The organism is Acinetobacter sp. 1294243 (assembly GCF_000588015.1).
Taxonomy (GTDB): domain Bacteria; phylum Pseudomonadota; class Gammaproteobacteria; order Pseudomonadales; family Moraxellaceae; genus Acinetobacter; species Acinetobacter pittii.
Window position 1 is genome coordinate 112,208 of the sequence record NZ_JFXG01000005.1, and the last position, 22,275, is coordinate 134,482.

Annotated in this window: 18 protein-coding genes; 9 read left to right on the plus strand and 9 right to left on the minus strand. The window is 39.5% G+C overall.

Annotated elements, in window-relative coordinates:
* Positions 1 to 45: 45 nt before the first annotated feature.
* The 6 genes from J655_RS12340 to J655_RS12365 all read right to left on the minus strand — a co-directional run bounded on the left by J655_RS12340 (position 46) and on the right by J655_RS12365 (position 7,342).
* On the minus strand, positions 46 to 2,025 hold the full coding sequence (locus J655_RS12340) for an ATP-dependent helicase (RefSeq protein WP_025465505.1): 1,980 nt from the start codon (positions 2,023 to 2,025) through the stop codon (positions 46 to 48).
* A gap of 114 nt (positions 2,026 to 2,139) precedes the next feature.
* The gene (locus J655_RS12345; protein WP_081403791.1) at positions 2,140 to 2,721 is read right to left on the minus strand and encodes an HdeD family acid-resistance protein; all 582 of its coding nucleotides are present in this window, start codon (positions 2,719 to 2,721) and stop codon (positions 2,140 to 2,142) included.
* Between the two features lie 126 nt (positions 2,722 to 2,847).
* Positions 2,848 to 3,606: a hypothetical protein gene (locus J655_RS12350; RefSeq protein WP_005079175.1), complete on the minus strand. Its 759-nt coding sequence runs from the start codon at positions 3,604 to 3,606 to the stop codon at positions 2,848 to 2,850.
* Between the two features lie 88 nt (positions 3,607 to 3,694).
* Entirely contained in the window at positions 3,695 to 6,331 is a 2,637-nt protein-coding gene (gene topA, locus J655_RS12355; protein WP_005079182.1) for a type I DNA topoisomerase, read from the minus strand.
* 35 nt (positions 6,332 to 6,366) lie between these two features.
* Positions 6,367 to 6,816, minus strand: a complete 450-nt coding sequence (locus J655_RS12360; RefSeq protein ID WP_002114763.1) for a hypothetical protein — start codon at positions 6,814 to 6,816, stop codon at positions 6,367 to 6,369.
* Between the two features lie 148 nt (positions 6,817 to 6,964).
* A complete protein-coding gene (locus J655_RS12365) occupies positions 6,965 to 7,342 on the minus strand; it encodes a winged helix-turn-helix transcriptional regulator (RefSeq protein ID WP_005079187.1) in 378 nt (125 codons plus the stop codon).
* Positions 7,343 to 7,441: 99 nt separating this feature from the next.
* On the opposite strand from J655_RS12365, the gene J655_RS12370 reads away from it, so the two are divergent.
* The gene (locus J655_RS12370; protein WP_005079189.1) at positions 7,442 to 8,452 is read left to right on the plus strand and encodes a zinc-binding alcohol dehydrogenase family protein; all 1,011 of its coding nucleotides are present in this window, start codon (positions 7,442 to 7,444) and stop codon (positions 8,450 to 8,452) included.
* Positions 8,453 to 8,506: 54 nt separating this feature from the next.
* Here the strand turns inward: J655_RS12370 and J655_RS12375 are convergent, their stop codons facing one another.
* Positions 8,507 to 8,752, minus strand: coding sequence for a SlyX family protein (locus J655_RS12375; RefSeq protein ID WP_002115104.1), 246 nt, complete (start codon positions 8,750 to 8,752; stop codon positions 8,507 to 8,509).
* Positions 8,753 to 8,784: 32 nt separating this feature from the next.
* On the opposite strand from J655_RS12375, the gene J655_RS12380 reads away from it, so the two are divergent.
* The 4 genes from J655_RS12380 (at position 8,785) to J655_RS12395 (ending at position 13,964) form a co-directional block, all read left to right on the plus strand.
* Entirely contained in the window at positions 8,785 to 10,695 is a 1,911-nt protein-coding gene (locus tag J655_RS12380; RefSeq protein ID WP_002114959.1) for an ATP-binding cassette domain-containing protein, read from the plus strand.
* A gap of 224 nt (positions 10,696 to 10,919) precedes the next feature.
* On the plus strand, positions 10,920 to 11,552 hold the full coding sequence (locus J655_RS12385) for a LysE family translocator (protein WP_032052425.1): 633 nt from the start codon (positions 10,920 to 10,922) through the stop codon (positions 11,550 to 11,552).
* Between the two features lie 110 nt (positions 11,553 to 11,662).
* The gene (gene lpxL / locus J655_RS12390) at positions 11,663 to 12,598 is read left to right on the plus strand and encodes an LpxL/LpxP family Kdo(2)-lipid IV(A) lauroyl/palmitoleoyl acyltransferase (RefSeq protein WP_005066053.1); all 936 of its coding nucleotides are present in this window, start codon (positions 11,663 to 11,665) and stop codon (positions 12,596 to 12,598) included.
* Positions 12,599 to 12,863: 265 nt separating this feature from the next.
* Positions 12,864 to 13,964, plus strand: a complete 1,101-nt coding sequence (locus tag J655_RS12395) for a glycosyltransferase family 4 protein (RefSeq protein WP_005079192.1) — start codon at positions 12,864 to 12,866, stop codon at positions 13,962 to 13,964.
* A gap of 56 nt (positions 13,965 to 14,020) precedes the next feature.
* Here J655_RS12395 and gltP read toward each other — a convergent pair whose 3' ends face one another.
* Both gltP and J655_RS12405 read right to left on the minus strand, forming a co-directional pair.
* The gene (gene gltP, locus J655_RS12400; protein WP_032052426.1) at positions 14,021 to 15,307 is read right to left on the minus strand and encodes a glutamate/aspartate:proton symporter GltP; all 1,287 of its coding nucleotides are present in this window, start codon (positions 15,305 to 15,307) and stop codon (positions 14,021 to 14,023) included.
* A 698-nt stretch (positions 15,308 to 16,005) separates the two neighbouring features.
* A complete protein-coding gene (locus J655_RS12405; protein WP_005079194.1) occupies positions 16,006 to 17,115 on the minus strand; it encodes an endonuclease/exonuclease/phosphatase family protein in 1,110 nt (369 codons plus the stop codon).
* Positions 17,116 to 17,302: 187 nt separating this feature from the next.
* Here J655_RS12405 and asd point away from each other — a divergent pair, with 187 nt between their 5' ends.
* The 4 genes from asd to J655_RS12425 all read left to right on the plus strand — a co-directional run bounded on the left by asd (position 17,303) and on the right by J655_RS12425 (position 22,274).
* Positions 17,303 to 18,421, plus strand: coding sequence for an aspartate-semialdehyde dehydrogenase (gene asd, locus J655_RS12410; RefSeq protein WP_005079195.1), 1,119 nt, complete (start codon positions 17,303 to 17,305; stop codon positions 18,419 to 18,421).
* Positions 18,422 to 18,569: 148 nt separating this feature from the next.
* Positions 18,570 to 19,919, plus strand: coding sequence for a FimV family protein (locus tag J655_RS12415; protein ID WP_005079196.1), 1,350 nt, complete (start codon positions 18,570 to 18,572; stop codon positions 19,917 to 19,919).
* Positions 19,920 to 19,978: 59 nt separating this feature from the next.
* On the plus strand, positions 19,979 to 21,244 hold the full coding sequence (locus tag J655_RS12420) for a hypothetical protein (protein ID WP_005079197.1): 1,266 nt from the start codon (positions 19,979 to 19,981) through the stop codon (positions 21,242 to 21,244).
* A 58-nt stretch (positions 21,245 to 21,302) separates the two neighbouring features.
* A complete protein-coding gene (locus J655_RS12425; protein ID WP_016805986.1) occupies positions 21,303 to 22,274 on the plus strand; it encodes an asparaginase in 972 nt (323 codons plus the stop codon).
* Position 22,275 lies beyond the last annotated feature (1 nt).

Below are 22,275 nucleotides of genomic sequence, written 5' to 3' on the forward strand. Positions count from 1 at the left end.
AGGGCCAATATACATTTAAGTAATCACAGCGTCTTATACAGTAGTTTAGTCCAGATCGATACCAAAACCTAAATTTACTGCAGGAGATCTGTTCCATTGTTTTTTAGTAAATTGCTGAGGTACTTGCCTATGAATTTTTGCTTGAACCAAGTGTGCAGGCAGATCATTTAAGAAATAACTCTCAACTTTACGACCTTGCTCATCATAAGTGTCTTGCGACCACGTATTAAGGTTTTGCTTCGTCAAAATTAATTCATTTTCAGCACGCGTTAAGGCAACATATAGCACACGGCGTTCTTCCTCAACATCATCAAAATCACCCTGAGCCCTTGCATAAGGATATTGATTTGGCGATACGTGAGGTACATAACAAACTTTCTGTTCGGCACCCTTAGCTGAATGAATCGTAATTAAAGTTACTAAATCTTGATCAGCAGCTTTTTCAATTTCAGAAACTGAAATCGGCTCAAGTACATATTCCTCAAGGAATTCACCTAACGACGCATGCTTTCGTGCAAGTTGCTTAACCAAATCAAAGTCTTTTAAACGACGCGACCAATCTTTAGTTTTATAATTTTGCTCTAGCTGTTCACCTAAAGCATCAAGAGCCAAGCCAATACTTACCTCAACATGCTGCTGTAATACATCTAGCTGTTTTAAAATTAAAATCGCTTGTAGTGGTACCTTGCCATGGCGTTCAAGTCGCTGACAGCGCTCCTCGACATCAACAATTCCCATCAGTTCTTGGGCTAACTTACTCGCTCCAACATCGCCAATCCCATCCCATAAGGTTAAAAAGCGCATCCAAGCCAAATCATCGTGAGGGTTACTCACAATACGTAAGAGACTGAGCACATCCTTTACATGGGCCGACTCAAGAAGCTTTACCCCGCCAATAAAACGATAAGGTATTTCAGCAGCAATAAAAGCCCCTTCTAGATATCGGGCACTATAGCCAGAACGGACTAACACCATGTGGTCATGCCAGTTTGCACCTTGCTGATGGCGTGTTATTAAATCTTGTGCGATCCAGTTTGCTTCTTCAAACTCATTACCAAACAAATGTAGCTGTGGCTTTTGCCCTTGGCCACGATGCGCTTGTAGCTGTTTTTGATAATCGATTGGGCTATGTGCCAACAACCAATTTGATAAATCTAGAATTTCTTGGGTCGAGCGATAATTTAAAGCCAGTGTAAGTACTTCTGCATCGGGTATTCGTTCTTTAAAAGAATGAATATTTTCAAAGTCTGCACCACGAAAGCCATAAATGGACTGCGCATCATCACCCACACAAAATAACTTCACTTTACCAATTAAGGGCTGTAACAAAGCCCATTGCAAAGGGTTTGTATCTTGCATTTCATCAACTAGCAATGCCTGACAAAAGCCCGCTACCCAATTGATCAACGCTTCTGAGTTTTGTAAATGAACAGCCACAATCGACAAGATATCGTCGTAATCTAAAAAATTACGCTCTCTTTTACGTTGCTCATAAGTTTTCATCAACTCAGCAATTTGTGCCTTGTGCTCATAGGCTTCTGGAAGTTGCTTAAGCAGTGCTTCAGAAAGCTTGGTTTGAGTATTTCTTGCATAGGAATATAAATCACACAGCTCTGCCGCTTTAGGTAAAACATTATCTTTGTCTTTACCTCTTAATAAACGGAACATCAGTAACTGATCATCGCGATCAATAATACTAAATTGATTTAAGCCAAAAGCTTGTGGATTACGGCGCAGTAAATACATACAAAAAGTATGAAAAGTCGAAGCTCTTAGGCCCTTTGCCTGTGCTCCTACATGCTGCTCTACCCTTGCAACAATCTCACTCGCAGCACGTCGAGTAAAAGTTAAAATCTGGATTTGATTCGCTGGTAAGCCTTGATCAATTAAATAGGCGGCACGTGCAACAATTGTCTTTGTCTTGCCACAACCAGCACCCGCCAAAACTAAACAGTTCTGCGCAGATGTCGTGGCTGCTTTTTTTTGCTGAGCATTTAGTTCATTAATTAATTTTGCAAGACTCATAACACATATCGCTAAAACACCAAGACATAGTTTAACAGACCCAACCATAGATGCGTCTGCTCGCCCTAAAAACAAAAAGAGCACCTAAAGTGCTCTTTGATTCAATTTTCTTATTTAAGATATTGTTTTTGAACTAGATGGTAGGTGCTTAATCGCAGAAGCCAAACCTAGAAAATTAATTCCTTGAAATAGGATATCAATAGCAAGGAACATTCCTAACACCCAAAAAGGTGAGTCTTTAGAAACCAAAATTAAAATACCTGTAGCGAGTGTTAATAATCCGGAGAATAAAGTCCAACCCCAGCCCGTAATTGGCTTAAGTAAAATTGCGTTTATTGTACGTATAGTCCCAGCGATGATAAGTGCAATCGATAGTAAGCTTGTTAAAACTACCGCTGTTTTTACAGGAGTAGAAAAAGCGTAATAACCAGCTATTAAATAAAGTACACCAAACAGTGCCCATAACCATCGGCTTGCGCCTTTTAAAACACTAATAGCCGCAACAAGATGTAAAACACCTCCGACCATCATGAGTATTCCAAATAAAAAAACGACAGAAAAGGTCGCAAATGGTAATGAACTAAACAAAATCAGACCAAAGCCAATAAGCACAAAGCCTAATATCAAATACCACTTACGATCAGCATGTAACTGATTACGTACCAAATCATTACCGACAGTTTTCATCATGGCCACTCTTATTATCAGGTATTAGAATTTCACCTACCCAATAATAGTGATGTACTTCACATTTTTTGTCTGTATAAAATCTGCATCGTTTCTTATCAATTAATGTGGATAAAGCAGTATTTATCCACAATTTTATTTCACCCAACCAATTTCTTGAGCTGTAGGTAAACCTATTATTGTTTCATGTAAACCATTCGGCATTTTACTGCTCTGCTCGGATAATGGTGTTCGACCACCCATGATTTCAGCGTCAGTCTGCGGATATAAAGGCTCTTTTTCAGGGTACGCATAACCTAGAGGATAAAGCGGTTGACCAGTTTTTAAATCATATTTGTCTTGTGCCCCAAAGCCATGTAATAGCTCATGAACAATCACGACCTGATTTTGGGAAGCTTGTGTGTTGGTCGCAAATAAATTCACACTACCAATACGACCTTTTTCCAAAGCAGTCGAATGGATCAAAACTTTTTGATAATGGGGATCGTAATAATTTAAATAGAGTTTAAGTGATGCCCCATTATCTTCAGATTGTTGATGTCGCCATGCATAAAAACGGAACTTTAAACTCCACCACATCACATGAAAGATATTGGCATTTTGAGGAACCTCAGGAGGTCGTTGCTGTAATGGCTGGCCTAAACGAATTACAAAGTTTCCTGATTGACCACGATAATGCTGCGACCATTCTCCTAAATAATTTTTTATTTTATCAAAATCAGTGTATTGCAACTGATGAATATAGCTCTCTGTTGTCTGCAAACCATCTGCATTAATAGGATGTAAAACGACAACAATAGGTTGATTCCAGTCTTGGTTTTGATCTCGCCATGCCTGAACAGCAACAATCAATAAAATAATTAACAAACATAAAACTCGAATGTTTTTCCACATTCTTTTTCCCCATGCATTTAAAATTTTCTTTTATTGTTTTAGATATAAAAAATGCTAGCTGAGCTAGCATTTTTTATTGTGGACTTAATTAGCCCTCAACCCATTTACCATTTTGATAAATTAGGCTCCATTTGGTTTGTTTGCCTTCTGGAGTTTCCGAACCTACATATTGTGATTGATTCTTACGACTGAATTTCACAACTGTCGGATTACCTTCAGGGTCCACGTCTGGTGCTTGTAAAATAAATTGATATTTAGGATCAAGCTGAGCAGCAACACTACGCAATTCCGCAACTTTTGGCGCACGTGTTTCACGAATTTTCGGGAATTTACTTGCGGCCAAAAACAGACCAGCAGCACCATCACGCAACACGAAATAGTCATCATGCTTTGTTGAGCGCAAATGTTCCATCTTGATCGGTTCTACACGTGGAGGTGCAGGCTGACCGCTTTTCAAGACCTTACGAGTATTGTCACAGCTTGTACAAGCGAAATACGGACCAAAACGGCCAGTCTTAAGCTGCATTTCACCATCACATTTATCACACGGAATGGTTGGTCCATCGTAGCCTTTAATCTTGAACTCGCCTTCTTCAAGCTCAAAACCGTCACAATCAGGGTTGTTACCACATACATGTAGTTTACGACCACCATCAATTACATAGCTGTCCATGGCTGTGCCACATTTTGCACAACGATGTTTTGACATCAAGTCTGCGGTTTCAGCACCATCATCATCAGAAAGAGCAGCTAAGGACTCAACAGGTGTTAAGTTCAAAGTACCTTTACAACGCTCTTTAGGCGGCAAGTTATATCCAGAACAACCTAAGAATACGCCTGTTGTACCTGTACGAATCTGCATTGGACGTGAACATTCAGGACAATGTACTGCTGGCACTTCAACCGGTTGGTTACGGCGCATTCCGTGCTCGCCCTGAGCATTAGTAAGACGTTTTTTGAAGTCACCGTAGAAAGTATCAAGTAACTCTTTCCAGTTACGCTCGCCTGTTGCAACTTTATCGAGCTGCCCCTCAAGGTCTGCTGTAAATGCATAGTTCATCAAGTTATTGAAACTTTCATCAAGACGATCCGTGACAATTTCACCCATTTTTTCGGCGAAAAGACGACGGTTTTCTAACTTAACGTAGCCACGTTCTTGAATCGTAGAAATAATAGCTGCATAAGTCGAAGGACGACCAATACTACGTTTTTCGAGTTCTTTAACCAAAGAAGCTTCAGTAAAACGTGCAGGTGGTTTAGTAAAGTGCTGACTTGGGTCTAACTTCTCTAATTTTAAAATTTCGCCTACTTTAATTGCAGGCAAAATAATATCGTCATCAGACTTGTTGGCACCACGCACTCGTGTAAAACCATCAAATACAAGCGTACGGCCTTTTGCCTTCAATTCAACATCAGCAGCTTCAACCGTTAAAGTTGAAGATAAATATTCTGCTGGAGTCATTTGACAAGCAACAAACTGACGCCAGATCAAATCATATAAACGCTGAGCATCACGCTCTACACCTGCAAGTTGGTCACCTGTAAGCGCAACATTAGAAGGACGAATTGCTTCATGGGCTTCTTGAGCACCAGCTTTGTTACCATAGCGGTTTGGTTTTGCAGGTAAATACTTCTCACCAAATTGGCTTTCAATATGAGCACGTACCATGCTTACTGCATCATCACTCAAGAACGTTGAGTCAGTACGCATATAGGTAATAAAACCTGCTTCATATAGACGCTGCGCTAGCATCATTGTTTTCTTTACAGAAAAACCTAGACGTGTACTTGCAGCCTGTTGCAGCGTTGAAGTGATATACGGTGCACTTGGATTGACCTTAGTCGGTTTATCTTCACGCTGTGCAACTTTATATTCAGCACCTTTTAAAACATCCAATAAAGCATCAGTTTCAGCTTTATTTTTCAGTTTAAGGGTTTTACCAGCTTGCTTAACTGCTTCAAGACGAATGTCATCTTTCTTGGCTTGAGTATCTGCAAAAACTTGCCAGTATTCTTCTGGTATAAAAGCACGAATTTCTCTTTCACGCTCTACAACCAGTTTCACTGCTACAGACTGTACACGACCTGCCGATAAACCACGGGCAATCTTTTCCCACAGCAATGGTGAAACCATAAAGCCAACAACACGGTCTAAGAAACGGCGTGCTTGCTGAGCATTAACTCGGTTTAAATCTAGGCGTGTAGGTTGTTTAAATGCTTCTTGAATGGCATTTTTAGTAATTTCGTTAAATACCACGCGATGATAACGACTGTCATCACCACCAATAACTTCTCTTAGGTGCCAAGCAATGGCTTCCCCTTCTCTATCCAAGTCCGTTGCGAGATAGATTGCATCGGCATCTTTGGCGAGTTTTTTTAGTTCAGCAACAACATTTTCCTTACCTGGCAGAACTTCGTAATGAGCTTCCCAACCATGTTCAGGATCAACCCCCATACGATTAACTAAAGCCTGACTGGCTTTTTGTTCTTTTTCTGCTTCAGTGAGTTTAGTCCGTGCAGCCGGCTTTTTCTCAGTTGATTTACTGCCACCTGTTGGCAAATCACGCACGTGACCTACAGAAGACTTTACAATGTATTGCGAACCCAGATATTTATTGATGGTTTTCGCTTTGGCAGGCGACTCCACAATCACTAAGGCACGTTTATGTGCAGCAGGTGCAGTAGATGCTGTGCTTTGAGATGCAGAGCGCGAGGTATTCGCCATATAAAATGTTATTCCTATACCAATAAATTTAAAAATCAGGCTTTAGCCAAGTTCAACAGATAAGCCTTCATCTCATCTAATTGTGTTGCTCTCAGGTCTGATTCCTCATCCCAATAAAGCCCTACACAGTTTGCCTGCATATCAATAGCATAAATCCCTTTTAATGCAATGGGAGAATCATTAAATTTCTCATCACCCTGAACCACTTTTAATTTGCCGTCTACAACGCGAGCGCGCATTAAAGATAAACGGGCATCGGGAATCAATACACTATAATAAGCAACCATGCTGGCACGCTTTTCAGTCGCCATTGGGACATGTGTCCATTCAGGTGCAACGATTACACGCGGGTGTAAACCCATTTTACGAGCTTTATCACGCATAATACCAAGTGCCTTTTCACGTGGGCTCACTCTTAAACCAAAAATGGAGCCTAGTACGAAAAGAACAATGATAACGGTAACCCAAATTCCCATATTGTCCATAGCAAAACCTATTAATCTCTTTTATTAGAGTTGCATAAGCTGACCAGAAAACGCAAGTTTCATCATAAAAATAATGCCCGATACAGGGGCAAGCTTCAAAATAGTCAGATTTCACAGTGCAAATTGCGATGAGCTGACACAAATATCATTAAGGATTCGGATGGCCATCAACAAGTGTCAACTTTCCAAACTGGTCAATATGAGCATCCCCCCACTGTTTTAAAGCAAACAGAATTTTCTCAAGACTTTGTCCCAAATCAGTCAGGCAGTATTCTACTTTAGGTGGTACCTGAGGATAGACTTCCCGATGAATAATTCCATCTTGTTCCAATTCACGTAGCTGATTTGTCAGCATTCTTTGGGTAATGCTCGGAACACGCTTTCGAATTTCGTTAAACCTCAAGGTGCCTTCATTAAATAAATGCCAAAGAATGACGCATTTCCATTTTCCATCAATCAAACTAATCGCCGCCTCCACTGAACAACCCGGAGAGCAATCAAAACTTGAATGTCGTACTTTTGCCATTTTACAGTATCCTTTTTGACACTATGAGCGTTATTTGTCTGTAGTCACTTATTTTAAGCTTACGTTATGATCAAACTCTCAACAAGAGGAAGGATAATTATGAAAGCTGTGGCATATCAAAAAGCTGGTCCCATTACATCGCCAGAAGCACTCGTTGATATTGAACTCAATGCTCCTATTGCTGAAGGACATGATTTACTTGTTCGTGTACAAGCTGTCTCAGTAAATCCGGTAGATACTAAAATTCGAAAGAATGTAAGCCCTAAAAATAATCAGTGGAAAACGCTTGGCTGGGACGCAGTAGGGGTAGTTGAAGCGATTGGAGACAAAGTTACTCAATTTAAGATTGGCGATATTGTTTGGTATGCAGGTGCTCTTAATCGTCAAGGTAGTAATAGCGAATTACAACTCGTTGATGAACGCATTGTTGGCCATAAACCAAAAACTTTAGAATTAACCGAGGCGGCAGCTCTCCCTTTAACTGCAATCACGGCTTGGGAGATGTTATTTGATCGCCTGCAAGTTCCAAAGAAAGCGCCAGAAAGCACAACAATATTAGTGATTGGTGGAGCTGGCGGTGTTGGCTCAATCACCATTCAACTTCTTAAGCAGCTGACAAACCTAACAATTATTGCAACAGCTTCACGAGCAGAAACTCAAGACTGGGTTAAGCAACTTGGAGCAGATTATGTGTTAGATCACCGTCACCCCTTAGCAGCCCAAATCAAGCAATTAGGTTTAACTGCACCTTTATATGTGTTCTCAACCACTCAAACAGATCAGCATTTAGCAGATATTGTCGAGTTGATTGCACCGCAAGGCCGTTTTGGGCTTATTGATGATCCTGAACAGTTAGATATCAAACCGTTTAAGTCAAAGTCTGTATCTGTGCATTGGGAATTTATGTTTACACGTTCAATGTTTCAGACCGAAGATATGGTAAAACAAAGTGAACTATTAAATGAAGTCAGCAAGCTGGTTGATGAAGGGAAAATCAAAACAACTGTGACAGAAGTTATAAGTCCAATTAATGCTGAAAATTTAAAACGAGTTCATCAGCAAATTGAAAGTGGCACAACAAAAGGTAAGATCGTCTTACAAGGTTTTTAAACAAAATTGAAAATATTCCCAAATAAAAAGGCAAGTATCGAACTTGCCTTTTTATTAATAGTGAGGAGGTTTATTCGTTAATGGATCAAAAGGGGCAATACCTTCTGACAAATCCGACGATTCCACACGTTGATAAAGAAATTGCATTTGTTTTTTCAAATCAGCTATTTCTTGAGTTTGAATAGCGAGTTGTTGATTTAATTGTTCAACTAAATCATCCAAAAATGTAATTCGCACTTGCAAATCTTCAATGGGTGCGGAAAATGACGCTTGATCATCATGATATGGTGGTTTAGTCATTTAAATCCTCATTTGAGATTCTGGAAAACATTATGGCCTATATTACCCTAAGGGATGTCCAACTTGCTTTTGGCGGACCTGCCCTGCTCGATGGCGCGAACTTTAATCTAGAACGTGGCGAACGAGTCTGTTTAATTGGGCGTAATGGTGAAGGTAAGTCTACTTTACTTAAACTGATCGAGGGAAGCCTATTACCAGATTCTGGTGAAGTTTCCATTCAAAATGGTTTAACAGTTTCAATGTTAGCCCAAGACGTTCCAATGGATTCAGGTAAGGTTGCTGACATTGTCGCAGATGGTGCAGGAGAAGCTGCCGAAGTACTCAGAGCTTATCATGAAGCAACTGATGCTTGTATGCTGGGAGATATGGAAGCTTGTGACCGTATGGGCAACCTACAGCATAAGCTCGACCAACTCGACGGCTGGGCACTCGAAAACAAGGTCAATGCCCTGTTAAGTAAAATGGGACTCGATCCAAATGCAGATTTGGCAGATCTTTCAGGTGGACGTAAACGCCGTGTTTTACTTGCTCGTGCTCTTTTAACGCAGCCAGACGTATTACTTCTAGACGAACCAACCAACCATTTAGATGTTGAAAGTATTGAGTGGCTAGAAAAATTCCTACTCGATCAAAATAATTTAACACTTTTATTTATCTCGCATGACCGCTCTTTTGTAGATAGCATTGCGACTCGAATTGTTGAACTTGACCGTGGCATCCTACGTGGCTACGAAGGCAACTATTCACGTTATTTAGAGCTTAAAGCTCAGCAAATGGAAGCAGAAGAGAAACAAAATGCTTTATTTGATAAAAAGTTAGCTGAAGAAGAAGCTTGGATTCGCCAAGGGATTAAAGCTCGTCGTACGCGTAACGAAGGCCGTGTGCGCGCCTTAAAAGCTTTACGTGAAGAATCGAAAGCTCGCCGTTCACAACAAGGCAAAGTGAGCATGGCGACTCAAGAAGCAAATCGCTCTGGTAAATTAGTATTTGATATTGAGCACCTAAGTGTATCTTATGATGATAAGCCACTGATTAAAGATTTCTCTACACTAGTCATGCGTGGTGACCGTATTGGCCTAGTAGGTGATAATGGTGTCGGTAAAACGACGTTAATTAAAGCCATTTTAGGTGAAATCGAGCACGGTGGTTCTGTTAAGACAGGTACACAATTAGAAGTAGCCTATTTTGATCAATTACGTAATGCCTTAGACCTTGAAAAGACAGTGATGGCAAACGTTTCAGAAGGCTCTGACTTTGTTGATGTAAACGGTAATCGTCGACATATCTATAGCTATCTACAAGACTTCTTGTTTTCACCTGAACGTGCACGTACACCAGTAAAAGCCCTTTCTGGTGGTGAGCGTAACCGTATTTTACTTGCTAAATTACTGCTTAAACCATCGAACCTGATTGTGATGGACGAACCAACCAACGACTTGGACATGGTGACTCTTGAACTACTTGAAGAGATGCTTTCTGAATATAAAGGTACTCTATTACTCATTTCGCATGACCGTGCATTTATGGACAATGTCGTAACATCAACTTGGGTCTTTGATGGTAAAGGTAATATTGCAGAGTACATTGGTGGCTACCAAGACTATTTGCAGCAGCGTCCAGATGATAAAGTCGTAGACCAAAAGTCTGACGTAAAAAAAGCTCAGGCAAAAGCCGAAGCTGAAAAAGCCGCAGCACAAAGTAATGTTAAAAAGGTCAAACTGAGTTATAAAGACCAACGTGAACTTGAGCAACTTCCTGCCGAAATCGAGAAACTGGAAGTTGAACAAGCAGAACTTTCTGACAAGCTGGCAGATGGTTCATGGTTTGTCAGTAATGCCGATGAAGCAACCAAAGCAAGTCAGCGTCTCGCAGAAATTGAAGAGGTATTACTTGAAAAATTAGAACGCTGGGATGAACTTGAACAAATGAGCAAAGGAAATTAATTCACTTTTATTTCCTTTAAAGTAAGTAAAAAAGCCTCCTTAAATTAAGGGGGCTTTTTTCAGAATATCTATAAATTTTTAAAGCAAAAAAGCTATAAAAAGTACATGATAAGTGATTAAGTTTAGTTAGACTTAATAGTTTTAAATAACACTCTGATTGAATATAAGACTTATAAAAATAATTATGTTATATCTACCAATATAATAATATTCGAGTATTTTTCATGCTAGATCTTTCTCAAATTTTAGCATTCGGATTAATCTGTTTGGCAATGGTGCTCACCCCTGGCCCAAACATGATTTATCTTATTTCTCGTTCAATTTGCCAAGGAAAAATGGCGGGATTTATTTCACTCGCTGGCGTTGGCGTTGGCTTCGTATTTTATATGCTTTGCGCTTCTTTCGGGATTACAGCGCTTATTGTTGCAGTTCCTTATGCTTACGACACCATACGTATTGCAGGAGCAATTTATTTACTCTGGCTAGCATGGAAAGCGCTACGTCCCAATGCATCCCCAATTTTTGATGTAAAACAATTATCAGTAGACTCTCCAGCTAAACTATTTTTAATGGGTTTTGCTACAAATCTACTTAATCCTAAAATTGCGATTATGTATTTATCGTTATTGCCACAATTTATTCACCCACAACAAGGCAGTATTTTATGGCAATCCATTCAACTCGGTACTATTCAAATTTTTGTTAGCGTCTCGGTAAATGCGGTAATTGTACTTTCCGCGGGTAGCATTGCCCTTTTTCTTCAACAAAAGCCTCTTTGGGCAAATATACAACGCTGGCTTATGGGAACGGTGTTAGCTGGTCTTGCTGTTCGCATTCTTTTAGAAAATCGTCGATAACCGCGTTTTACTTCCTCATCTTAACCACTCAATTCAACAGTGTATTACGACGATAAATTCAGTTCGTGATACACTTTTGCCAGTTTTAATTTTGAATTCTTTATATCGTTATGAGCCAAAAGCAGACTTATACGCCCGGTGAATTTCAATGGTCCTTTTTATTACCTAAATATTGGGGTATTTGGATTGCCATTGTTTTTTTAATGCTTTTGGCTATTTTACCATGGGCAATTCAGTGGCGTCTGGCTCATGGCTTAGCAAATCTTGCTTGGAGATATTTAAAATCTCGCCGAAAAACAACTATTCGTAATTTAGAAGTCTGCTTTCCCGAATGGTCAGCCGAAAAAGTACAGCAACAAGCTAAGCAAGTTTTTGTAGATATGATGCTTGGTGTGTTTGAGACATTAAACGCATGGTATAAGCCTTACTGGTTTAAAAACCGTGTCACCATTGAAGGCTTAGAACACATTACCAATGCTCAAGCTCAGGGCAAAGGTGTTTTATTATTGGGTACTCACAGCACGCTTCTTGATGCTGGCGGCTATGTTTGTGCTCAGTATTTTGAACCAGATGTTGTCTATCGACCTCAAAATAACCCATTGCTCGATATGCTGATTTATCGTTGCCGTGGCACCATTTATAAAGCACAAATCGACCATGATGATATGCGTGGTTTAATTCGTCACCTTAAAGATGGCGATGCCATTTGGTATAGCCCCGATCAAGACTTTGGACTCAAGCAAGGGGTGATGGCACCATTCTTTGGCGTACCAGCGGCCACAGTAACTGCTCATCGTCGTTTACTAAAAATCTCTAAGGCAGTTGCCGTTCCTTTATATTTTTATCGTCACGGTGATGTACAGGACCCTAAATATCATATTTTGATTGAACCTGCGGTAGACAATATGCCAACTGAAGATGAAGTCGATGATGCAACTCGAGTTAATAAAATTATTGAAAATCAGCTTCGCATCGCACCGACTCAATATATGTGGTTCCATCGTCGTTTTAAGACACGTCCTGAGGGATATGAAGAGATTTATTAAGATAACGCTGTAATGATTTTAAATTGATGACAGACACAGCCTTAATTTAAAGTGAAATTCAAATACTATCCAATAGGCAGACCTTACTTTTTAAGGATAAAAAGTAAGCAAAAATCCTTTGTTCCGCTGATGTTACCTCCTTGTAACACAGCGAAACAGCGACATCCATGTCGCTAGCACGATAGTAAATTCCGGATAATGATTTAGTTTGAAATGATGTATCTATAGATGGTACATCTTTTATAAATGTATAAGGCAAAAAACAATGAAAGTGATGCAACTTCTCCCAGAACTCAATAGCGGTGGCGTAGAACGCGGCACACTAGAAATTGCACGTGCACTGGTTGCACAAGGCCATCAATCTCTGGTTGTGTCTAATGGCGGACGATTAGTGTCTCAACTTGAAGCTGAAGGTTCTATTCACTTAACGCTACCAATTCATAAAAAATCACTTTCAAGCTTGTGGCAAATTCGTTCTTTACGTCGGCTGATTGAACAGCATCAACCTGATATTGTTCATGTGCGCTCTCGTGTACCAGCTTGGCTTACTCACTTTGCCTTAAGAAAAATACCTGCAAACAAACGCCCTCACCTCATTAGCACTGTACATGGTTTCTATTCGGTTAATCGTTATAGTGCCATTATGACTCAAGCTGAAAAAGTGATTGCTGTTTCTGACAGCGTGGTTAAATACATCACTGACCATTATAAAAACTGTCCACCGCAAGATATTGTGCGGATTTATCGAGGCATTGACCCTGCCGCTTTTCCACATAATTACCAGCCCTCAGCACAGTGGTTTAACCAAGTTTTTAATGACTTTCCTGAGCTTGAAAATAAGTTTTTACTTTGCTTACCTGGTCGTATTACACGCTTAAAGGGGCATGAAAGTTTAATTGAACTGATGCAACAACTTCAGTCGCAATATCCTCAGCTACATGCGGTTGTTGTCGGTGGTGCTGATGCCAAAAAGCAAGCTTACTTAAGTGAATTGCAAAGTACTATTCAAAGTAAAGGGCTCGCAGATAAAATTACCTTCGTAGGTCATCGCTCAGATATTCGGGAATGGCTCGCTTTTAGCGATATTGTGCTCTCTCTATCCAATCAAGCCGAAACATTCGGTAGAACAGCCTTAGAAGCACTTTCAGTGGGTTCGCCAGTGGTTGGCTGGAACCGTGGCGGTGTTGCCGAGATTTTATCGAATGTATACCCCCAAGGTCTTGTTGAAGCAGAAAATGAAAAAGCATTAATCGAGACTGTGAAAAAGCATATTGAACAACCTCAAATCGTTGCTCCTGTCACTATGTTTAGCTTAAAAGATATGTGTGATCAAACACTAGAACTTTATCAACGCGTTTTGAAATAACCCAATAAAAAACCCGCGATATTCGCGGGTTTTTTTACAACTAAAAGAAAGCTATCTTATTTAAATGTTGCTTCATAAGCGGCAGCTTTTTCAGAGTCGTATTGTTTTTCCCATTTACTGATTACAAGTACAGCAAGTGCTTTACCAACAACGTTCAAAGCAGTAGGAGCCATATCCATAATACGGTCAACACCAGCAATAAATGCTAAGCCTTCAAGCGGGATACCAACAGTATGTAAAGTTGCTAATAGGACAACAAATGATACGCCAGGAACACCAGCAATACCTTTAGAAGTAATCATCAAAGTAATAACCAAGATTACCTGTTGACCGATTGACATATCTATACCATAAAGCTGTGCAATAAAGATTGCTGCGATACTTTGGTAAAGTGTAGAACCGTCGAGGTTAAATGAATAACCTGTTGGGATCACAAAACTGGAAATTGCTTTTGGCGCACCGTAAGCTTCCATTTTTTGCATAATACGTGGTAAAACTGTTTCCGAGCTTGCTGTTGAGAATGCTAAAATCAATTCATCTTTTAAAATCTTAAACAAGATAAAGATGTTGATTCCAAACATTTTTGCGGTAATACCCAAAACCACAAAAGCAAAGAAAAAGATAGCAGCATAAACCAACACTACCAATTTAGCTAATGGAATGAGTGAAGTAAAACCGAAGTTAGCAACAGTTACTGCGATTAAACCAAACACACCCACAGGTGCATATTTCATGATGATGTGCGTTACCCGGAACATCGTTTCTGAAACTGCATGAAACACATTTAACAATGGGTCTTTAGTAGTTGCTGGCAATGAAGACAGACCAATACCAAACAACACAGCAAAGAAAATCACAGGCAACATTTCACCGTGTGCCATAGAGTTAACAATATTGGTTGGAATCATGGACAAAATTGTCTGTACCAATCCATGTGACTGAGAACCAACTTCTTGAGCTGTATGCTGATATTGCGAAATATCAGTCGTCACTAACATCGCTTTATCTACACCAGCACCTGGTTGGAAAATATTTGCCGCAACCAAACCAACTAAAATAGCGATAGTCGTAATAATTTCAAAATAGAGAATGGTTTTAAAACCAAGTCGCCCTAAACTTTTCGTACTGCCAACACCTGCAATACCTAAAATCAAGGTAGAGAAAACAATTGGAATAACAATCATTTTAATCAGGCTAATAAAGATCTTACCGAGTGGGGCAAGAACATTATTCACAATACTGTCTCTGATTTCAGGCTGGTTATGTAAAACAGCCCCGACAACTATCCCTAGGATTAAAGCAATTAAAATTTGCCAAGCAAGGCTAAATTTAAAATTCTTCATAAGACAATCCTTATGCACCGCAAAGTATCAAATATGAGAGGGAGAAGACCACTAACTAAGAGTGAAACCTCAACATGCACACTAATTCCCAAACAGAAATTTAAATGTACAAACAAACCACACCCCGCCGATCCGGCGAAGTAAAAAACAATGCCTGTTGACGATCCAACATGTCAACGATCGGCACATTCTATTGAGATTTATTAATTAAACAACCCCAATTTATCTTTAAATAAATCAAAGCCTATATTTATTCCTTAATAAACTATAAAAACAAAAACTTAGATAAAAAAAATTTTATATCTTTTTTCACTAAAAATTGCGCAGATGTATATGAAAACATATGGAGGCTTAACGCGAATTAAATAGATTTTAAAAATAAGATAAACTTGGAAATATTTATGTGATTTGCAATAAATTTAATACGGTATATAAAAATATCAACCCGAGTTCTGCGTCCTGCAAAACTCGGGTAAATGAGGTTGTGCTTTCAGGTTAATAATTATTTTTATCGTTTCCGTTCCAACATCTGATCCGTGATGCTATTCCATATCAGCGTTATGTATCCTTACGTGGGATTATCCATTCCCGGTTCCGTGTGCCGATGAATGTAGAATAAGGTTTTTATAACCCTCTGCCTATTCGCCCTAGACTCAAATCTTTGTACGATATTGCTTACATCACTTTTTATATTCTTTTTATTTATAAGGCTGTGCAATTTTATCAGTTACTACTTTTTCTTCAGCTTCAGCCTTTGCAATTCCTTCTTGGATGGCTCTTTGCGCCTCTTCTTCATCATCTTGAGTTTGTTCCAGTTCCTCTTGAATATGCTCAAATATTCGACCAGTCTGCAAAACCACATAGACAGGAAAATGATCAGATCCAATATGAGGTAAACGCTGCATCTTCACTAAACCGAAGTCTGTACTATGGAAAATATGGTCTAAAGACCAGCGCAATAAAGGATAGTCCGCATGAAAAGTATTAATAAAATGTCGCCCAACACGCGGGTCAAGCAATCCACTAATCCGTTGAAATAACCGTGTAGTACGTGACCAAGCTACATCGTTTAAATCTCCCATCACAATACAGCTTTCATCTAGATCTTTAATTTGGTCGCCCACAATTAAAAGTTCAGCATCGCGTAGAGTTGAATCCTTCGCCTCAGTTGGACTAGGTGGCTTAGGATGCAAACAATAGAGTTGAACTGGCATACCAGATCGTAAAGTCACAGTTGTATGAATAGAGGGAATTTCATCACTGAGAATAAATTTAACTTCAGTATTTGATAAAGGTAGACGGCTATATAAATGCATGCCGTAGAGGTTATCTAAGGGTACAGGAACGCGATAAGGATAGTCACTTTCAATCTCTCTTAAAGCATTTTCCCATGTCGTATCGCTTTCCAATGTAAGTAGTAAATCTGGTTTTAATGTCCTGATCTGTTCAAGCAATAAATGATACTTATCATTAGGAGTAAGGACATTCGATACGATTAATGAAATCTGCTTTTGTGGATCTAATTGAGACGTCTTCACCTGTTTAACCTGTTTTTTCCAAAACAAGGTATAGGGCAAAATCATTTTAAGCTGATAGGCAATGGCAGCAATGAGCGCAGCCAGCACGACTTCACGCCAGAGATTCCATTCGGTTGGCCAAAACAGCATTCCTATAAAAGCTAAAAGACCAACAAATAGAATCTGCAACCTAGGAAAATCGGCACCACGAAACCACCACTCATCACGAGGAATAAGTGACCAGAAACTTAACCAAATCACCAGACCAGCTAGAACTTCGATATAAATCATTGAATTTTCTCTTTTAAGATGATTTGTTTTTTAAAGTTTTTGTCATCTTTATCAATTTTGTATGTAACATAAACAAGATATTCTACTCAATAAAGATGGTGTTTTGTTTCTGTAACGCTTGCAGTTGTGGACACTTTTGATACACTCAACTCCCCCTAACAATTTTAACGCACCGAGGCAAAATGACATGAAAGTAGGTCTGGTCGGTTGGCGCGGGATGGTCGGTTCCGTCCTTATGCAACGTATGGTTGAAGAGAATGATTTTGCTCATATTGAGCCATTTTATTTCTCTACCAGTAATGCAGGTGGTGAAGCTCCTTCATTTGGTGGTAAGACTGCCCCAGCACTTATGGAAGCTACAGACATTAATAGTCTGAAGCAAATGGATGTCATTATTACCTGTCAAGGTGGTGACTATACGTCTGAAGTTTTCCCACAGTTAAAAGCGACTGGTTGGGATGGCTACTGGATTGACGCAGCTTCAACTTTACGTATGTCAGATGATGCGATCATCGTTCTTGACCCAGTAAACCTTAACGTTATTAAAGACGGCTTGGTTAACGGCACCAAAACTTTCGTAGGTGGTAACTGTACAGTATCGCTTATGTTGATGGGTGTAGGTTCACTTTTCCAAAATAATTTGGTGGAGTGGATGACTGCTATGACTTATCAAGCAGCATCAGGTGCTGGCGCACAAAACATGCGTGAGCTAATTACTGGTATGGGCTACTTATATAACAATACTAAAACATTGTTAGATGATCCTAAATCTGCAATTTTGGATATTGATCGTCAAGTTGCTGAGTTACAACGTGGTGAAGGTTTCCCATCTGCTAACTTTGGTGTGCCATTAGCGGGTTCATTAATTCCTTACATTGATAAGCAACTTGAAAACGGTCAATCAAAAGAAGAGTGGAAAGGTCAGGTTGAAACCAACAAGATCTTGGGTAACTCACAAATTGTTCCTATCGACGGCCACTGTGTCCGTATTGGTGCGATGCGTTGCCACTCTCAAGCGCTTACTATCAAGTTGAAAAAAGATGTGCCGCTTGATGAAATCGAAGATATGATTTGTACTTCAAGCCAATGGGCGAAAGTTGTACCAAACACTCGTGAAGCGTCTATGACTGACCTTACACCTGTTGCTGTAACTGGTACCTTAACTGTGCCTGTAGGTCGTCTACGTAAACTCAACATGGGTAAAGAATATCTAGGTGCATTTACAGTGGGTGACCAGTTACTCTGGGGTGCTGCTGAGCCTTTACGTCGTATGTTACGTATTTTAGTTGAATACAAAAGCTCATAATTTGATTTGAATTATTCAGTCAAAATAAAAAGCCGATCACATTAGATCGGCTTTTTCGTAACTGGTTTGTGAAAATTTTACAATTTATTTACATTTCATTATTGTATAATTTTGAATGACTTTACGACTTATTAGGTCATGGATTGAGATGACTGTTTATAACAAATTAAAAATTGCCATTTTCACCATTATGTCTTCGCCTTCTATTTATGCGATTACATTAGACCCTATACAAATTCAGTCCGCACCTGGCGATTTGTTATATGCCGAAATGAATTTTCAACAAGCTGACCCCAACGCTAATCTACAAGTCAGTCTAGCGACTCCTGAAGATTTAAGCGCGTTAGGCGTAACTCATCAGCCGCCCGGAAATCTTAATTTTTATACACGCCAAAACGGTCAAGGCTCAGGGGTTATTGTAATTACCTCATCTCGCCCTGTGATTGATCCTGAACTAAATATTGTAGTAAAAATTAGTGAAGGTTCTGCCACACGTTTGCAGCATATCAAAACCGTAATTAAGCCTTCTTCTATAAAAAAGACTGAAAATAACGAAAGTACTTTGTCACCTCAGTTTATTGTCAATGAAAAAGACATTGCTCTAAATCTGCCAGAAAGTACTAGATATGCATCACCAACTTCGGCCTCAACTACAAATAATTCAAATGATGAACACAGTCTTAGTATTAACGTTGGAACTGCTCCAGCAATAAACACAAATTCATCCAATACACTTAGTGCAAATCCTTCTACTCAGGTTGCTCAACAAGTTACAACAGCTACTACTCCAGATCAGACAGAAATTAAACCAACCAGCGCTAAGACAGCTACAAATAATTCACCAAAAACTCCGGTCAAAAATCTAACAGCGCAAAAGAAATCTGTATCTCAAAAAGCGCTTAACCAAAATCCTGCGAAGAAACAATCGTTAAGTTCCTACAAAGGACCAGCATCATCAGGTAAATATGTGGTACAGCGAAATGAGTCTTTATGGAGCATTGCTAATCGTATTGCCGCGAAAACAAAACAACCTGTTGCGAAAGTCATGCATGATATTCAAACACAAAACCGACATGCTTTTATTCAAGGTGATGTAAATCGTTTGCGTCAGGGAATCGCACTTAACCTAGCTCACTCTCCTGCAGCTAAACCTCATCAAAACAAGTCAAAAACAGATATCGCACATACTGCAAAATCAACTTCTGGCAAAGCAAAATACCGTTTACAACAAGCCGAAATGAGTATTGTGGCTGAAAACAGTCAAAATTCTACACATGGAAGTGCTAAAAAGAGCACACAACAAAGTCAAAACAATACTGAGTTAGCAGTAAAAGTTATGACAACAAGAGAAAAAACCGTTACATTACAAAGGAATGTAACCAAACTAAATCAAACTTTACGTTTAAAAGACCAACGTATTCAACTTCTGAATGCACGTTTGGCAGAGTTACAACAGCAGTTACAAGCACAGCAACAGACTCATAAGCAAAAGCATTAAGTTAAAACCAGAGTCAGCTCGCTTTATATTGCAAATATTTATTTTTTAAGGGGAAAGTAATGTTATATGTGATTCCATTCATCATATTGCTCGTGGTCGCTGTCATTTTAAAAAAACGCGAAAATAGCCAAAAGCAAGAGTCGAATTCCCCTAAAACAATAAATAGAAAAACCAATAAAAAAGCGAACTCTAAATCAAGTAAAAACTCGCGTGAAAAAACTAAAGTAAATGTAGTTGAAGAATCTATTCCCTCTACTCCACAAAGCAGTCCTGTTCCAGACGCTGTTCGTCAGAAGATTCAGCTACTTATTCAAGAAAAACAATTCTCAGCCGCTGAAGCTCAAGTCAATCAGGCGCTCAAAAAAGATAATACGCAACATGAACTTTATTTATTGCTACTTGAGATTCATATTGCACAAAAAGATGAGTTTGCAATAACTCAACTGATTAGCCATATTCGTAGCTTAGCGCTCAATGAAATAGCCATTCAAGCAGAAGCCAGACAAAAAGAATATGAGTCATCAAGACAACCAGATGCGATCGATTTTCCTCAAGCTCAAACATACCAAGAGCCAAAAAATACATCTGATGCAACAGCTCAGTTTGATCAATTAACAACAAGTTCTTCTGAAACTTCTTTTTTTGATGAATTGCAGCAAGACTATACCCCTGTAAAGCAAGAACCTGCTGTTGAAGTTGAACCTTTAGAGTTTAACTTTTCATTTGAGCAAACCACGACTACCGAAAGTACCAGCCAACCAACACACAAATCAGAGTTATCGCCATCTCAAGAAACAAATGAGCTAGCTGACCTAGAGTTTTCTTTTGACTTGGCACCTCTGCATGAATCTGAGGAAAAAAACCAGACAATAGCAGCACCAGCAGCTCAAGAGAACACCAATGCTTTGGATTTTAATCTTGAATTAACCCATGAAGATCCAGAAGTAAAACCTAATGAACAGATCTCATCATTAGATGAGCTTAAATTGGTAGAACAAGCGCCATTAGACTCGAATTCAATCGCACCTCTTGAGTTTTCGCTAGACGAGCCTGCATTAGTTACAGCACCAGAGATTGAAACTCAAAACCTTGTAGACTTAGTACGTGAAGAAACTACCCCAGATCAAACCAAAGATCCCCTTGTAGAAGCTTTTCCAGAATTAAAACAGTTAGATGAAAATGAACTTGATCTAAAACTAGCTGAGCAATACATCAAGTTAGGAGCCTACCCAGCAGCTCAAGCCTTATTGGCAAGCAATGAGCAAAAATTCAACACAGAACAACAACAACGCGCGAAAAACTTACTTAATCGCATAGCTTCTTAGAACTGTTCGATTTACCATAAGCAGTCAGAGATGACTGCTTTTTTATGCCTGCAAAAATATGAAAAAAATAGCCTTATTTTATATGGGTGGTACTTTTGGTTGCATTGGTGAACCTCTAGCTCCTATGCCTTATGAGCAATTCTTACCTCAACTTGAAAAAGTGATTCCCCCACACTTAACAGTTGACTGCTTTGCTGCACCCAATATTGTTGATAGCAGTGCATGCACGGCACCTGATTGGTTACGCCTGATTCAACGTATACAACAACTACAACTTGAAGGTTATCAGCATTTCGTTGTTATTCATGGTACAGACACGCTCAGTTATGCGGCTGCGACCCTAGCCCGCTTTTTGGGCCAAAGCTGTCATATTGTGATCACCGGTAGCCAATACCCGTTACTCAATATTCAAGGCGATAACACCCGTGAATTTACTGATGCAATTGAAAACTTATATCTTGCACTAGAACAAGTGATTGCTTTACCTGTGGGTGCTTATCTCGCATTCCACCATCAAGTATTCCACGCGCAGACTGCATTAAAAACGCATACGACTGAACTCGATGCATTTTCAGGGTTAAGTAGTGAAGCTGAGTTTACGCCTCAGCAAAATGAATTGATCGTACAAGATGCCCAAATTGAACGAGCTGCTTCCTTCCAGATTTTAAACTGGATGATGCAACCCATTGCAACACAGCACTTAGTACAGCAATTACGTCATTTACTTTCAGCCCCACCACACTTTTTAGTGTTACAAGGTTTTGGTACTGGCAATATTGCAGTAAACCAAGAATTACTTGCAACATTAGATGAGCTTTACACACGTGGCTGTGTTCCGATTCTTACCACTCAGGTGACATTCGGTGGTATTGATCAACGTTATGCGATTAGTGCATGGACCAAAACTGCAAAAATTGTCATCAGTGATGCACATAGCCATGCAGATCTCTATGCAAAAGCACTTCAAATCTATTTAAAATACCCAACCCCAGAACAATGGCTAAGCCATTGGAACGAAAATTTGCATTAAA